The organism is Paenibacillus sp. J22FR21 (assembly GCF_056269135.1).
The window spans coordinates 88,094-102,510 of the sequence record NZ_JBWDNJ010000011.1; the positions used below are offsets into that span (position 1 = coordinate 88,094).

Annotated in this window: 15 protein-coding genes; 7 read left to right on the top strand and 8 right to left on the bottom strand. The window is 51.6% G+C overall.

The window, feature by feature from the left end:
* Window positions 1-43: 43 nt before the first annotated feature.
* Window positions 44-805: a helix-turn-helix transcriptional regulator gene (locus AC0YNS_RS28265; protein WP_475784260.1), complete on the bottom strand. Its 762-nt coding sequence runs from the start codon at window positions 803-805 to the stop codon at window positions 44-46.
* A gap of 175 nt (window positions 806-980) precedes the next feature.
* On the opposite strand from AC0YNS_RS28265, the gene AC0YNS_RS28270 reads away from it, so the two are divergent.
* Window positions 981-1,898 (top strand): nucleoside hydrolase, encoded by a 918-nt coding sequence (locus AC0YNS_RS28270; RefSeq protein WP_475784261.1) that lies wholly within the window; start codon window positions 981-983, stop codon window positions 1,896-1,898.
* A gap of 171 nt (window positions 1,899-2,069) precedes the next feature.
* Here AC0YNS_RS28270 and AC0YNS_RS28275 read toward each other — a convergent pair whose 3' ends face one another.
* The gene (locus AC0YNS_RS28275; protein ID WP_475784262.1) at window positions 2,070-3,053 is read right to left on the bottom strand and encodes a M15 family metallopeptidase; all 984 of its coding nucleotides are present in this window, start codon (window positions 3,051-3,053) and stop codon (window positions 2,070-2,072) included.
* 247 nt (window positions 3,054-3,300) lie between these two features.
* Between AC0YNS_RS28275 and AC0YNS_RS28280 the strand changes: the two genes are divergently transcribed.
* From AC0YNS_RS28280 to AC0YNS_RS28300, 5 genes are all read left to right on the top strand, one after another.
* Window positions 3,301-4,929 carry a glycoside hydrolase family 26 protein gene (locus AC0YNS_RS28280; RefSeq protein WP_475784263.1) on the top strand — a complete coding sequence of 543 codons (1,629 nt, stop codon included), beginning with the start codon at window positions 3,301-3,303 and terminating at the stop codon, window positions 4,927-4,929.
* 166 nt (window positions 4,930-5,095) lie between these two features.
* Entirely contained in the window at window positions 5,096-5,272 is a 177-nt protein-coding gene (locus tag AC0YNS_RS28285; RefSeq protein WP_475784264.1) for a hypothetical protein, read from the top strand.
* 108 nt (window positions 5,273-5,380) lie between these two features.
* Window positions 5,381-5,593, top strand: a complete 213-nt coding sequence (locus AC0YNS_RS28290; protein WP_475784265.1) for a hypothetical protein — start codon at window positions 5,381-5,383, stop codon at window positions 5,591-5,593.
* Between the two features lie 90 nt (window positions 5,594-5,683).
* On the top strand, window positions 5,684-6,148 hold the full coding sequence (locus AC0YNS_RS28295; RefSeq protein WP_475784266.1) for an MEKHLA domain-containing protein: 465 nt from the start codon (window positions 5,684-5,686) through the stop codon (window positions 6,146-6,148).
* An 18-nt stretch (window positions 6,149-6,166) separates the two neighbouring features.
* The gene (locus tag AC0YNS_RS28300; protein ID WP_475784267.1) at window positions 6,167-6,520 is read left to right on the top strand and encodes an MmcQ/YjbR family DNA-binding protein; all 354 of its coding nucleotides are present in this window, start codon (window positions 6,167-6,169) and stop codon (window positions 6,518-6,520) included.
* A 50-nt stretch (window positions 6,521-6,570) separates the two neighbouring features.
* On the opposite strand, the gene AC0YNS_RS28305 is transcribed toward AC0YNS_RS28300, so the two are convergent.
* A complete protein-coding gene (locus AC0YNS_RS28305; protein ID WP_475784268.1) occupies window positions 6,571-7,353 on the bottom strand; it encodes a lipase family protein in 783 nt (260 codons plus the stop codon).
* 155 nt (window positions 7,354-7,508) lie between these two features.
* Here AC0YNS_RS28305 and AC0YNS_RS28310 point away from each other — a divergent pair, with 155 nt between their 5' ends.
* A complete protein-coding gene (locus AC0YNS_RS28310) occupies window positions 7,509-8,699 on the top strand; it encodes a PP2C family protein-serine/threonine phosphatase (protein ID WP_475784269.1) in 1,191 nt (396 codons plus the stop codon).
* Between the two features lie 1,275 nt (window positions 8,700-9,974).
* On the opposite strand, the gene AC0YNS_RS28315 is transcribed toward AC0YNS_RS28310, so the two are convergent.
* The 5 genes from AC0YNS_RS28315 to AC0YNS_RS28335 form a co-directional block, all read right to left on the bottom strand.
* The gene (locus AC0YNS_RS28315; protein WP_475784270.1) at window positions 9,975-11,192 is read right to left on the bottom strand and encodes a magnesium transporter CorA family protein; all 1,218 of its coding nucleotides are present in this window, start codon (window positions 11,190-11,192) and stop codon (window positions 9,975-9,977) included.
* Window positions 11,193-11,342: 150 nt separating this feature from the next.
* Window positions 11,343-12,068 carry a sigma-70 family RNA polymerase sigma factor gene (locus tag AC0YNS_RS28320; protein ID WP_475784271.1) on the bottom strand — a complete coding sequence of 242 codons (726 nt, stop codon included), beginning with the start codon at window positions 12,066-12,068 and terminating at the stop codon, window positions 11,343-11,345.
* A 53-nt stretch (window positions 12,069-12,121) separates the two neighbouring features.
* Window positions 12,122-12,601, bottom strand: a complete 480-nt coding sequence (rsbW, locus tag AC0YNS_RS28325) for an anti-sigma B factor RsbW (protein WP_090985166.1) — start codon at window positions 12,599-12,601, stop codon at window positions 12,122-12,124.
* Window positions 12,602-12,634: 33 nt separating this feature from the next.
* The gene (locus AC0YNS_RS28330) at window positions 12,635-12,958 is read right to left on the bottom strand and encodes an STAS domain-containing protein (RefSeq protein WP_091225376.1); all 324 of its coding nucleotides are present in this window, start codon (window positions 12,956-12,958) and stop codon (window positions 12,635-12,637) included.
* Between the two features lie 76 nt (window positions 12,959-13,034).
* Window positions 13,035-14,138, bottom strand: coding sequence for a LacI family DNA-binding transcriptional regulator (locus tag AC0YNS_RS28335; protein ID WP_475784272.1), 1,104 nt, complete (start codon window positions 14,136-14,138; stop codon window positions 13,035-13,037).
* Window positions 14,139-14,417 lie beyond the last annotated feature (279 nt).

The window sequence follows — 14,417 nt, forward strand, 5'->3', positions numbered from 1 at the left end:
TGCACTCAGCTAGCGGCTGCCTGCTACCTGCTGCCTGAAGTCTTTAAGTCTTAGCGATTGTTCGGTTCTGTCTGAAGGTGCGAGGTGACTCGCCCTTCTCCCTTTTGAACATTGTACAGAATTGAGCATCGTTCGAGAAACCGCATTCCATTGCTATGGTAGTGACAGGGAGTGCGGAATGCAGGAGCAGATGCTCGGCTTTCTGAATGCGCTTACGGAGTAAATAGGAAATAGGAGATACACCGAATTTATCCTTAAACAGATGCCGGAAGTGGTGGTAGCTGTAGCCGACCATTTCAGCCAATTCTTCGATCGTAATCTTCTGGTTGCAGTTCTCGTCGATGAACGCGCGCGCGTATAGAAGATGATCAACCGATCCTCCCGATGTGCCGGTATTCGAGGCTCGCTGATGCGCGATTACGATGGAGCTGATGTAATGATTCAACTGGTCGGCATAATAAGCGCGCTGTTCCTGCATTTCCTCAATCATCTTCAATAGAAGCGGCAAGATGGGGGAAGAGGGATCATCCTCATAGAGCCCTTCTTGTACCTGCAGCTCCCTCCTAGATAACCGAAAGCCGACAAAAATAACATCCGTATCCTCTGTTCGCCGCTCGTCATGCAGTGTACCTGCCGCAATGATCGTATACGTGCCGGGTGTGTAGGTATAGACCGTATCGTTGAAGCGTGTAACGCCTTTCCCCGTTTGATAATAGACCAGCTCATAGCAGGTATGATCATGCATCGGCATATACGAATGCGCGTGCCTCGTAGCTTGAAACAGAAAATCCATTTGTGCCAGCATCCTACATGCTCCCCTCCTGTTATCCTAGCCAAATCATGCAAACAAACAGCCATATCCTATAATCTTCATCTGCGGTATTCGTTGTAGAATAAGCGTAGAAAGCGAGAAAAATCCTGCATTCATAACCACATCATAAAAGGAATACAGGATATATTCAAGGAGGATGACAAGGGACATGGCCGAATTTCCAAAATTGCCTCAGCAAAAGCTTCTACAGCGTTTAGAACATCCACAGCGCAAGGTTCGCATGGTATTGGATACGGATACATATAACGAGATCGACGATCAATTCGCCGTCATCTATGCATTGAAATCACCGGAGAGCGTCACGGTTGAAGCTTTCTATGCCGCTCCATTCTTCAATGATTTATCTGTGGGTCCGAATGATGGGATGGAGAAGAGCTATAATGAGCTTCTCAAGATCCAATCGATCATGCCGGAGATGACGGATATTCCGATCTACCGGGGTTCGGAAGGATACCTGGCAGAAGCCGGCGTTCCTCAAGAGAGCGAAGCGGCAAGAAACCTGGTGGAGCGGGCAATGGCCTCCAGCGAAGACGATCCTCTGTATGTAGTTGCGATCGGAGCCATCACGAACGTTGCTTCCGCCCTGTTGATGGAGCCGCGAATTATTGAGAAAATCGTTGTCGTCTGGCTCGGCGGACACGCGCTGCATTGGCATGATACGACGGAATTTAATCTAGCTCAAGATCTTCATGCCTCCCGTACGGTTCTTAATAGCGGAGTTCCGCTTATTCTGGTCCCTTGTGCCGGGGTAGCCTCCCACTTGGCGACAACTTTGTCCGAGGTCGAGGATTATGTCCGTGACAAAGGGCCGCTCGGCCAATACTTGTACGAAACTTTCCGGGATTGCAGCAACAATCACTTCGGCTATTCCCGCGTGATCTGGGACATCTCGACCATTGCTTATCTGGTCGATCCAAGCTGGATTCCGAGCACGCTTGTTCACAGTCCGCTGCTGTCAGAGGATTTCCGCTGGAGCGTTGATCATTCCCGCCATTTCATTCGCTGTGCCCACTATGCGCACCGTGACTTCGTATTTAAGGATTTGTTCCAGAAGCTCGGCGAATAACGCAGCGACAATATTTATACGTAATAAAAAGGTGGCTCAGAGGCTTGATTCTGAGTCACCTTTTTTTCATCCGCCCCGCCTAATTAGCAGGGCTTGCTTTCGACAAGGGGGCCACGAGCAAAACAAAAGCTGCCACAAAAGTCAGTGGTACACTTTTGTGACAGCTTCCTATTAGTACTGCGCCATATAAGCTTCCAGCGTTTCGCCCTTCTTCTTGATTTCCTTTGCAATGGAAACGCCGACGTAACGGATATGCCACGGCTCATACATGTAGCCCGTTTCGTGTTCTTTGCCAAGCTCGTAGCGAATGATGAATCCATAGTCCGCTGCGTGCTCTTTCAGCCATTTGCCTTCTTTCGTTTCACCGAAGCTCTTATCCAGATCGTATTTGACGCTGGCGCTCGACACATCCATCGCAAGTCCGGTTTGATGCTCGCTTTGTCCCGGATGTGCACTGAACGTATTGGCTTCTTCCTCGCCGTTCTTCTTGGCGTAGTTGTTGAAGATGGAACGTTGAGAAGCATACGAGCGATAGCCGGATACGGCTTTCAGCTCAATGCCGTCTTCTTTGGCACCGGCAAACAGCTTCTCCAGCGCCGTCGCCGCAATCTTGCGCAGCTGCTGCTTCGGATTGTCGCCGGAGAAGGAGAAGCCTACCTGTGCTTTCACGAGATCCTTCGGCACGTAAGTCGATTCGAGCTCACGCGTCTTATTGACGAGGACAAGCTGGCTGTCCGTATTGGTTACATAAGCGACACCGTCCTTCTTCTTAATGGTGCGAGACGGAGAATTCTCGTGCAGAAACGCGGTTAATGTAGATTGACTGCTGCCCGTCTGGGCATTGGCGGATGTATCGGCGTTCGATTTTCCGGGATCAGACGTGCCTGTGCCAGCACCTGTGCCTGCGGAGCCGGATGTACCGTCCTTGGGATCGGACTTGCCGGTTCCCGAATCACCATTCGTACCGGTACTCGTCTTTATTGGACTTGTCGGCGCATCATGACCTGCAGCTCCCGAGTTGCCGGTGCTTTGTTCATTGCTGCCCGAATTTGTTTTGCCGAATAAGTTGTTGGTGCATGAAGTTTGGGTCGTTAGAATAACGGCACTAAGCGCTGCGCCGAGGATGAGATAGGACATACGGGTATTCTTGTTCAATTGCGGTTCCTCCTATGAATAAAGCGCAAACCATAATAAAGATAATTATAGACGCTAGAATCTCATTTACAACTGGTCACTGCTTCCAAGCATGTCTTGCAGCCTATACTAGATTTAACGAATAGATGTCATAACATGTTGCGTAAAGGCGGCTGTTGTCACAATTTGTAAAACTTTTATCTTCCCATTCCATCCCAAATGCTGTAAAATGTCGCTGTAACTTCTACTACTAGCACACGGAGGAATCATGGTGACTCACAAGCATTACTTCTCGTTTGGCCGTAAGATGATGGTGGCATTATTTACGATTATCGTTGCTTTCACGACATTCCATACCTACGAGGTCCAGGCGATGGATGTATGGGGAATATTCAAACAAGCACAGAAGCTCGATCAGCAGGGTAAATATGCGGATGCAATTGTAAAATACAAACAAATTGCGCCTGAGTTTCTAAAGAAGCAAGAGTACGGTAATGCAGCCGGCATGTACCGCCGCATCGGCGACGATTACGCCAAGCTGAAGAAATATGACGATGCCGTAACGAACTGGGATAAGGAAGCGTTGTATACCGGCAAAGCGAATATGACGCAAATGAGCATTGCCGCGAAACGCAAGGCCGATCAGCTTCGCAGCTCGGCACGACTGTTTGTGGAGACTACAGCTTCCGCACTCGGTTCATCGAACACGCACGGAGCGATATTCGAACCGAAGAATGGCGCCTATATCGGTGCTTACGCTGAACTTGATCCGGCGGTTCACAATGCCAAGACGGCCAAACCTTTCTACACCGAGGGGTTCCCGGCGCTTACGGGTAAGGATCACGCAGCTTATTTGATTTATTTTACATATGGGAAGCCGCTTTCAAGTATTAAGAGCCATATCGATCACGCCCGTGAGGCCGGAGTCGCCTTGCAGCTTGGCATCCAACCGCTTGATGGGCTTGGCGTAGTACAAGATGATGCGTATTTGCGCCAGCTGGCACGTGATATTGCGGCATCCGGCGTCAAGGTGTTCCTGCGTTTCGCGAACGAAATGAATGGGGACTGGGTACCTTGGCATGAAACGAATCCGAAGAATTACATCGATAAATACCGTATTGTTGCGAAGGTCTTCCACGAGGAAGCGCCGGATAATGTGGCCATGGTTTGGGCGCCTGACCGCTCGCCGGAGTATAACATTAACGACTACTACCCTGGTGATGATGCAGTGGATTGGGTAGGGGTCAGTCTGTATACGATCTTTAACCCTACTCTTGACCCGCTGAAGCAAGGGGAAGACCGTTCGAGCCATTTGGAGAAATTCGATTATATCTACAAGCAGTATGCGTCGCGTAAACCGGTTTATATTTCCGAAGGCGGCGTAGCGTACATGTACCCGGAGAAGAAACAAGATAAGACGGACTGGGCCGTGTACAAAATGAAAGAGTTTTACGCTTCTCTGCCGATGCTGTACCCGAAGGTAAAAGCGGTATTCTGGTTCGACAGCAACCATGATGCTTCCGCTCGGATAAAATATTATATGCTTTCGGCCAATCAGAAGCTTCTGGAGGGCTACAAGCAGTCTGTTGCGAATCCATTCTATCTGAGCGGGCTTGGCGATGAATCACCGGTGGCTTACAAGCCGATTAATACCGCTTCGCCGGTACCGGCATCGACGCAGAAGGTTTCGGCCTATGTGAAAACATGGTCACCGACACTAAGCAAAGTGACCTATGAGATCGGCGGCAAGACGGTAGCCACGGTAACTGCGCTGCCTTGGACGGCACAGATCGATTTTGCACCGTATAAAGGGAAGAAGATTGAAGTGGTGGTCAAAGCGTTCGACAGCAAGAATGTTCTCGTGACGACGCAGAAGGTTGCGATTGCGGTGAAATAAGAAGCGAAGCAGAGAAATTAACATGCAAAGCTCCGATAGGTGCAGCACTTGGCGTTCTCCATGGAGAGCTTTGGTTGCTGCGATGTCGGAGCTTTTTTGTACATTGAGGCGGGTCAGCGTTACAATAGGGAGAAATGATGTGAATAGAGAGAGGGGGAAGCCGGCGATGAACGAGCCGATTTCTTCATTGCAAGAGCAGCTTACAGCGGCACAAGCCGAGATTGAGCAGCTGCGCGGGGACAAGCTCCGTCTGCAGCAAGAGGTAGCAAGGCTTCGCGGAATGCTGCGTGCGGGAAGTGCGGATAACATGTCCACCAGGCTGAAGGATGCGCTGCGGGAGTAGAATGCGGGATATAATGGCAAAGATGTGAAAATTGCTGCCTCGTGCACTGGAAAGCGAGCGAAAAAAAAGCTACAATACAACTAGTACAAACAGACGAGGTGATCTGAAATGGAAGAAAACCAAACGACGCCGGAAACGCAAGAGCAAGAGCCGAAGAAAATTTCCCTTGCTGAAGCGATGAAACAGAAGCTGGCACAGAAGAAACAAGAACAGGCGAATTTGAACAATAAGCAAAAGCATGGTCCAGGCGGCAACCAACAAACGATGAAAAGCCAAAACCACAAAAAAGTAAACAATCAGCGCAAGAAAATGGGCGTATAGCAGCGGAACCGAAGAACTGAGGGTGAATTTCACCTTCAGTTTTTTTAAATTAGTTGGCGCCCGAAGATGAAGTTGGAGGGAGAACATGTCATGCTGCAGCAACTGACAGGCATCGGCGCGGGAGAGCGCCATGCCGCCATAATTTTGAACAGCTACAACCGGCTGCTGGGCAAGCCGTTGATTCCGCGGGCAGAACAGGAGTCGGCAGCTGAGGCTTTATTCCATGCGGATCTCGTGGTACTTTCACATGGTACGCAGCAAGACCCGGTACTCAATTACGGTAACCGCGCTGCATTGGCGTTGTGGGAAATGGAATGGGATGCTTTTACACGAATCGAATCGAAGCATACGGCGGAGCCAATGATCCAAGAGGAACGGCAGCGATTTCTGGAAGCCGTCGCGGGGCAAGGGTATATTGACGATTACAGCGGCATCCGAATTTCCAGCAGCGGCCGACGTTTTCGAATCGAGCAGGCGATCGTATGGAATTTGTACGATGAAGCCGGCGAGTATTATGGACAAGCGGCGGCTTTTGCGAACTATACTTTGGTGTGAAGAGGGGAAGATAAGCGGATGGAAGCGTTACTTACCTATTGCTTGTCCATGCCGGGGGCGCAGAAGGATTATCCGTTTGGGCCGGATCCATTGGTGATGAAGGCAGGCGGCAAAATGTTCGCGATCCTCACGGAAAGCAGCATGTCCTTGAAATGTGATCCCATTATCGCGGAGAATCTGCGGCAGCAATACGAGGCGATCACGCCCGGCTATCATTTGAACAAGAAACACTGGAACTCCATCGCGCTCGATGGATCGATTCCGCAAGACGAGCTGCAGGATATGATTAAACACTCTTACGAGCTTGTGCTTAAAGGGATGACGAAGGCGGAGCGAAGCCGTATTGCGGAGCTGGCTGGTTTGAAGGGCTAGATGGATCGCCGATGCATACATAATAGGGATCGGCCCGGCTGATGTCCTCATTATTGAGGACACCAGCCGGGAGGTCCTGAACAAATCGCCATTGTAAATGTAGGTGCTTCCCGTGCCAAATCGGCAAAATAGCTGCTGATCACATGATTCCCTCCGACGGAGCCCATGCGGAAGTTTCGTTTGACCTCTTCCTTCACGTGCAAATAATAGTACGTTTTGTCGGTATTCGGGGATTGATATACGAGCGGCGGCAGGTGAGGCACGACGTCGTATTCATTTTGCACGCGGAAGGTGACGGGTACGGCTGCATTATAGGCGCGAACGAAGGCGGGATCTCCCGTGCGCGGCGATCCGTACGTATAGGTGATGAGGGCGGCAGGCATGCGGTTGGTCGCGATGTCAAGCGAGGCGAGTGTCGCCAGTGCTCCGCCAAGACTATGTCCGGTTATGAATAGCGGCTTTGACTTCGGTACTTGATCGAGCAAGCGGAAGATTTGATCCCGAGCCGACATATAGACCTCGGTAAAGCCCTTATGCGTATTGCCGCCATTCTTGACGGGCTTGAACGGAATTTGCTGGGCGATCATATCCATGACCCAGTCTGTAGGGGAGCTTGTGCCGCGGAAAGCCAATACGACCGCTCGGTCTGACTCGATGACGAAACCGAAGGGCTCTTCTTTTCCGGTGTAGGAAGCGGCGTTAAACGATCCGACCAGCCGGTAGGTATCAGGCACAAGAAAGTACCCGCCATTATTGTATTGCACATAAGTTTGCCCACATACTGCAGCCAAAAAGATGGCCGTTCGAATGTCCATCGTACTGCCATTGTTCATTTCTGCACCCACTCTCCTTGCTACCAGTGTATGAGGTTATGGGCCAATGTGCTTTAGGCTGCTGTCCTACATGTTCCAGATTCAAAGCATGATCTGCGGGGGTAACGAAGTACATCACGTCGTGCCGGTGAAGGACAATGATAAGGAGATCAGAAATGCCTAGGAAATTGAAGATGCGAATTGCAGTGGTGGACGACAATCCGATGAATATTACGGTTGTCAGAGAGATTTTGAAGCGTGCGGGGTATACGAATGTTTTGCAGGCTGCCTCTGGCAGCGAATTGTTTAGTTTAGTCGGTTTAAACAAACAGGGGCTTGAGCCGGAGGAAGCGCCGGGCGATGACGATCATGACATCGATTTGATCCTGCTCGATATGATGATGCCCGGCGTGGATGGGATTACAGCTTGTGCGATGATTCAGGAGTCGCCGCGTTTGAGGGATATTCCGATCATCATGGTGACGGCGATCGGCGACTCGAAGAAGCTGGCCGAATCGCTGGATGCCGGAGCGATCGATTATGTGACGAAGCCGATTAATCGGATCGAGCTGCTTGCTCGTATTCGCGTGGCGCTCCGGCTGAAGGAGCAGAAGGATTGGCATAAGGAGCGAGATCGGCGGATGAGGGAGGAGCTGCAGCTGGCGCGAGAGGTTCAGCTGGCGGCACTCCCGCAGCCGGTGGATGACGAGCGTATTGCGATCGATGCGATATTCCGCCCGTCTGAGGAGCTGTCCGGCGATTTGTACGCGTGGCATCGAATCGATGAGAATCGCTACGGTGTAGCTGTGATTGATGCCATGGGTCATGGCATATCGTCCTCGCTGGCGTGCATGTTTATCGCATCGGTGCTCAAGGAAGCGATGACGAAGTTGTCCGGGGCCAAACGGGTCATCAAGGAGCTGAACCGGCGATCGCTGCAGCTGCAATTTGCGGATCAGTTGATCCAGTACTATTTCACCGGGCTGTATATGGTCGTCGATTTAGGCGCAGGCACGCTAGAATACGTGAATGCCGGCCATCCGCCGGGCATGCTCATTCGAAGCGACGGCAGCATCGAACGTTTCGCCCAAGGCGGCGTCGCCATCGGCATGTTCAGCGAAATGCCAATCGAGAAGCACACGCTCGCCATCGGACCCGGCGACCGCATCGTGCTGCTGACCGACGGCATCTACGACCTCGTCGGCAGCGACTACGCGGAAGACCGCGAGGCCAGCCTCACCGAGCTGCTGCAGCCTTACGGCACACATGCTCCGCTGCAGGCACTAGAAGAAGCGCTCTTCTCGCGCGAGCTAACGGAGGAGCTGCAATCCGACGACCGCTGCTTGGTCGTTGTGGATTTGAAGTAGAGAGAGCCCCCAAGGAGTTGAGGCCACTCACAAAGTCCTATTGCTGAAAGGCGTAGACTTTCAATTTACTTGCCAGAGCCAGGGGTTTATCTAGAAGTTTTAATCGGCTTCCTCCTTGAGTTGTACAAACTACACGACAAACCGAAGCCTTCCGAGAAATAAGGTACTTAACATGAAAAAAATGCATTTGAAATACGGATAACCAGCTATATTCACTAGAAAAAAACGTATGAATTGTACGAAGTACACGTCATACGTCATTTGAGACTAGAAAGTAGCGAATGTGTTGTACTCCTTACACGTCATCTTCGAGCCGCGTGACAGGTGATCCCTCGCACCTCATTACATTGGGAGAGAGCAATGTCACAAAAAACCGAATCGCTAAGATCGCTGAAAACTTAAGTTCTTCAGTGGCCTCCAAGGAGTTGGGGGCTCTTTTGTTTGTCCTAAGCGGACGGGATGAAACCCCGGAACCGGGACAGGAGCGAAACCATCCACACCTGCACTCTCTATACGCGCTCACACCTGCAACTGCATCCAAATTCGCACCAAAGCAACACACCTACACTCACTACCACCAGCACGATCATCAGCATCAGAACGAGCACGAGCATCAAGCACGATCATCAGTATCAGAACGAGCATCAAGCACGATCACAGCACCAGCATCAAGCACGATCACAGCACCAGCACCAAGCACCGGCATCAAGCACGAGCACGAGCACGAGCATGAGCACCAGCACCAGCACTAGCACCAGCGCGACCACCAGCACTACCATCACCGCCAACGCCAGTCTCGACAGACTAGCTATTCTCGCATGATTTCCTTTGCCTTAAGAGGCATATCCGCTAACAGTGGTGGAAACCACCCGAAAAATGCAAAATAAGCGGATATGCCGCTAATAGTGCTCAATATCTCAACTAGCTGGCTTTTCTCGCATGAGTTCGACCACCTTAAGAGGCATATCCGCTAACAGTAGTGGAGAGCACCCGTAAAAAGCATTGTAAGCGGATATGCGGCTTACAATGCTCAGGACTCCAACTAAACTGCCCGCGCCAAGGCCTGAGAGATCCAAAATGGAACTCTCAGCGGCGAAACCGCACAAAAAAGAAGCTGAGAGTTCGTATATGGAACTCTCAGCCCTAGAAACTCCCCAAACTGCCTGCGCCGAAGCCTGAGAAATCCAAAATGGAACTCTCAGCGGCGGAACCGTACAAAAAAAGAGCTGAGAGTTCAAAAATCGAACTCTCAGCTTCCATCCGCTCGCCTCAGCGCTACCGGCTCGACCGCGACGGCAGCGGCGCGTCGTGCTCGACGCCGCTGCGGCTGCCGGCATCCGCCGAGCGCGACGCGCCAGGATCCGCTGCGCCTGCGCGGCTGCCGCCTCGGCTGCGCCGCGGCAGCGGCGCATCGTCGCCGCCGGCTAGCGCGAGGTCCGCGCCGCCTGAGCTGCCGACGCGGTCGCCTTTGTGACGGCCGTTCAGCAGATCGCCTGTCCAACCCTTACTCCACAACCACCAATAGATGAGGATGGTGGTGACGACGATCACGAGGCTGACGGTGATGAATCCCCAGCGCTCGCTGGCCCAAGGGATGTCCTTGAAGTTCATGCCCCAGACGGCGCCAATAACCGTAGCCGGCATGAACAGGGCGGTGAAGATCGTCAACGTCTTCATGATATCGTTGCCGCGGAAGTTCGAGATGGCATCGTCCATCATGAGCAGCGTGTCGATCTCCATCGCATAATGGCTGAGCAGACCTTGAATACGGTCGAGCTTCAGCTCCATCCGTTTGAACTCTTCCTGCTCCAGCAGCGTATGCATGAAGGCTTCTCTGGCCGCGCCTTGAATTTCCTTGATCGGAATGAACAAGTGGCTCCAGTGCAGCAGCTCATAGCGCCGCTCGAAGATCACATTCATCAGGCCGGTACGGTTCGACTTGCGCATCTTCTGCTCCAGATCCCCAAGTCGCGTCTCGAATCGGTCGAGACCGTCATGAAATGTCTCCAGCACGGCGCCAAGAAGCACGAAGAAACCTTCCGGCGCACTCTGACAGCGGTTCAGCTTATCCTGCCAAGGATCCAGCTGCAGCCTCACGGATAATCGCATATCCGACATATAAGTGACCAGCTTACGATCGGTCATTCGAAAATGCAAAGGGAGGATGTCGCTCTCATCCTCAGACACCTGGAACAGCAAGGTCCCATGCAGAATAGCGTCACCGCCCGGAAGTTCGGACACGATAATTTGATTGTGAGCAACGACTCCAACATCATTAATCCAGCCGGCAAGCTCCGGGTGGGCTTGCACAACGGCTTGTTTCGCGTGGGCCAGCTCTGCCGCCAGTTCAGCAGCAGTAGCAGGCGCCTCCGAAATGGTATCATCGGCTGCTGCTTTGCTGCTGCGACTAAGACCGGACGTTCCCGCCGGCCGCTGTTCGTGAAGCATGAGCCATTCCCACGCTTGCGGAAATTGCAGCATCCGATGCATCATAGTTTAGAGCCTCCTGCTTGTCCGTGCGTATAGCTATACATGTTACCATCATAACGCGAACCCCGCGTGAAGCACAACAGCGCCGCCGACAATTTTATCCAAAAACACAAAAGCACGCCGCGGCCATGATACTCGGCCTACAGCGTGCTTCTACTCTTCCTGCTCATGATGCTCATGCAGCAGCTGCTTTAGTTTATCAATCGCACGCCGCTGTATTCGGGAAATACTCATTTGTGAAATACCAAGCTGATCCGCGATCTGTCGCTGGGGAAGCCCATCCTGATAGGCCAGCAGCAGCACTTTCTGCTCTTCAGGCTTCAGCTTCGATAGTGCAGCCTGGAGATCGAGTCGCCGATCGATGTTGTCAAAATCATTGGAATCCGATCCGAGCAAATCACCAAGCGATGACGTATTGTCATCATCCGAAATCGGCGTGTCCAGCGAGACGTAATGATAGAGCTCGCGACCTGCCAGAATTTCAGTCGTTTCTTCCACGGACAGCGACATGACCTCGGCGATTTCTTCGATCCTCGGAGAACGTTCAAGCTTCACGGTCAGCTCATCGATTGCTTGCTGAACGGCGATTCCTTTCTCCTTAATCCGGCGAGGGACCTGAACGTACCACGACTTGTCGCGGAGATAATTTTTCATATGCCCGATGATACTCTTCATGGCGTAAGGCTCAAACTGCACGCCGAGCGAACTGTCGAATTGGCCGAATAAACGAAGCAGCGCAATCTGGCCCACTTGCATTAAATCCTCGTACAAATCCGGGCGGTTACGCGAAATTTTACCGGCGGCCATTCGAACCATCGACTCGTAATGGGTGATGAGCTGTTCAGCGATTTCGTTGGACGGATCGCTTTGATAAGCCATTATAAGTTCCATGCTTGTGGGCGTGGGCTGCTTAATCGGCTGCGGCGCGCTCATCACAATTCACCGCTTTTGACAAGGCGCTTGGTAAGAACCACTTCCGTTCCCGTTTCACTGTTCACTTCCACATCATCCATCAGCGCTTGCATCAAGTACAGGCCAAGTCCGCCTGCCTGGAGTTCATCAATCGATTGTCCGTTTACCGGCTTCGCACGTGCGGCTGCGGCTGTTGCGTCAAAGCTGCGTCCATCATCTTTGACAACAATGGAGAGGGCATCGTTCTTCTTAATAAAGCGCACCTCAATTCGCGGCGCAGGCTGTGGAACGGGAGCGGCCTGCCCGGAGCTCAAATCGCCGTAAGCGTACAGAACCGCGTTGTTGCACGCCTCAGACACCGCCACTTTCATATCCTCGATTTCCTCGAAGGAGAAGCCGATTTTGACAGCTAATCCATAGAGAGTCAATCGAACCAGATCAATATATTCCGCCGAAGCCGGCACCTGCAAGGTGATTACTTCTTCGACTTGTATGTTCATTATGCACTCGTCCCTTTCTGCTGCAATTACGTATTAGGCTTGTTTGAGTAAAAATGGTGTGATGCCCGTCATATCAAACAGCTTGCGAATATGAGGAGGGACAGCTTCCACGGAAAATGGGGCTTGCTTGGCATGTCTGGCTTTCAGCACGGACACGAGAATGCCGATGCCGGTACTATCCACATAACGGAGCTCGCGCAAATTAAGGGTCAGCTCTCGATCAGTTAGTTCAATCAGTGGGGTCATCACTGCACGCATATGAACGGCGGACTCCAAATCCAGCTCGCCTCCGACATAAACGATACATTTGCCTTCCTGATTCTCCGTACGCAAAAATAGTTTATCGGTTTGTTTCATAGCTCGACGCTCCTGTATCTTAAATTTCTTATTACGAGTTGTATACCCCTTCCACAGGGAGTTGAAACATAACGGACTATGCCCGGAAGGAAGGTGCAGCCGTTGTGCCCCCGATAACAAGACGCGGAGACAGCACAATCTTCTTGCGCTCCTGAGCAGGATTGGTGACAAGCGAGAGCATGAGTCGGCCGGCTTGGGCGCCGATCTCTTCCTCCTGCTGAAGGATACAGGTCGGACGCAGCGTCCACCGGGTCGAGTACTCATAGTCATCGAAGAAAATAACAGACAATTGATCGGGAATGGAGAGCTGCAGTCGCTCCGCTGCCGCAAATACTTTCAGGCCGAGTGAGGAGTTCAGCGCAAATACAGCGGTGACATCCGGATTTTGCTGCAAGTAGAGCTCTATTTGTTCCGGCTCCGTCCGGGTAAAGACAAGTCTTGGGTCGCTTAATAGGGCGTGGTCAGCCAAGGCTTGCCGATAGCCTTCGAGCCGGTCCTCCATGCTCGTCGTTCCCGTGTATGGAGCGGTAAGGAAGGCTACCCGATAATGCCCCGCCTCAATTAGATGAGAAGTGGCAGCATAGGCGCCGCTGAAATGATCCGTGCATACGCAGTTGGTTTCAAGCCCTTTGAGATAGCGGTCAATAACCACAATAGGGTAGCCGCGCAAGGTCATCCGCAGAATATCCTCGTTATAGCTCTCCCCTTCGACAGGGTAGACGATGACACCGGCTACGCCCATTTCCTCAGCTTCGGCAAGCAGCTGACATTCTGTTTCTACCGACTCATGAGTCAGCGAGACAATAACGCGATAGCCTTGACTCGAAGCGGCGTTTTCCACACCTTTGACCAAATTCACCATATAGGCGGTTTTCAGGCTGGGTATCAGCAAGGAGATCAGCTTCAGCTTACGAATATCCGGTGTTTGATAACGAAGAGGCTCACCCTGGGCTTGATCCGCAATGAAGGAACCTTTGCCTTGAATGCGGTAAACGGTGCCCTCTTTCACGAGGGAGGATAAGGCGCCTTTGACGGTAATGCGGCTGACGCCAAAATGCTCCGCAAGCTCGTTTTCCGATGGCAGTCGATCTCCGGGGAGCAGCTGGCCTTGTACGATTTGGTCGGTAATATACGTGCGTATTTGGTTGTAAAGAGGAACTCGTTTCGTTGGTACAGTCATCTAATCACACTCTCTCTCCTGATATAATGAATATACAACTTTCTTTGCGAGTTTCCAATTTTTTTCTTTACAGAGGCTGTAATATGGGAGTATGATGCAGGTAAACAGCCACCAAGTCAAGTTTATAAGTTGTATATTTGATATATAATTATGAACTGCCTCCTTGTACACCACTTCAGCAATACCCACCTTTTCGAAGTTTTTCTCACAGCAATCCTCATCTTCAAGTACATCATCAGGCTTCGACACAACTTTTTTCTAAGCTCAAAATGTAAGCGC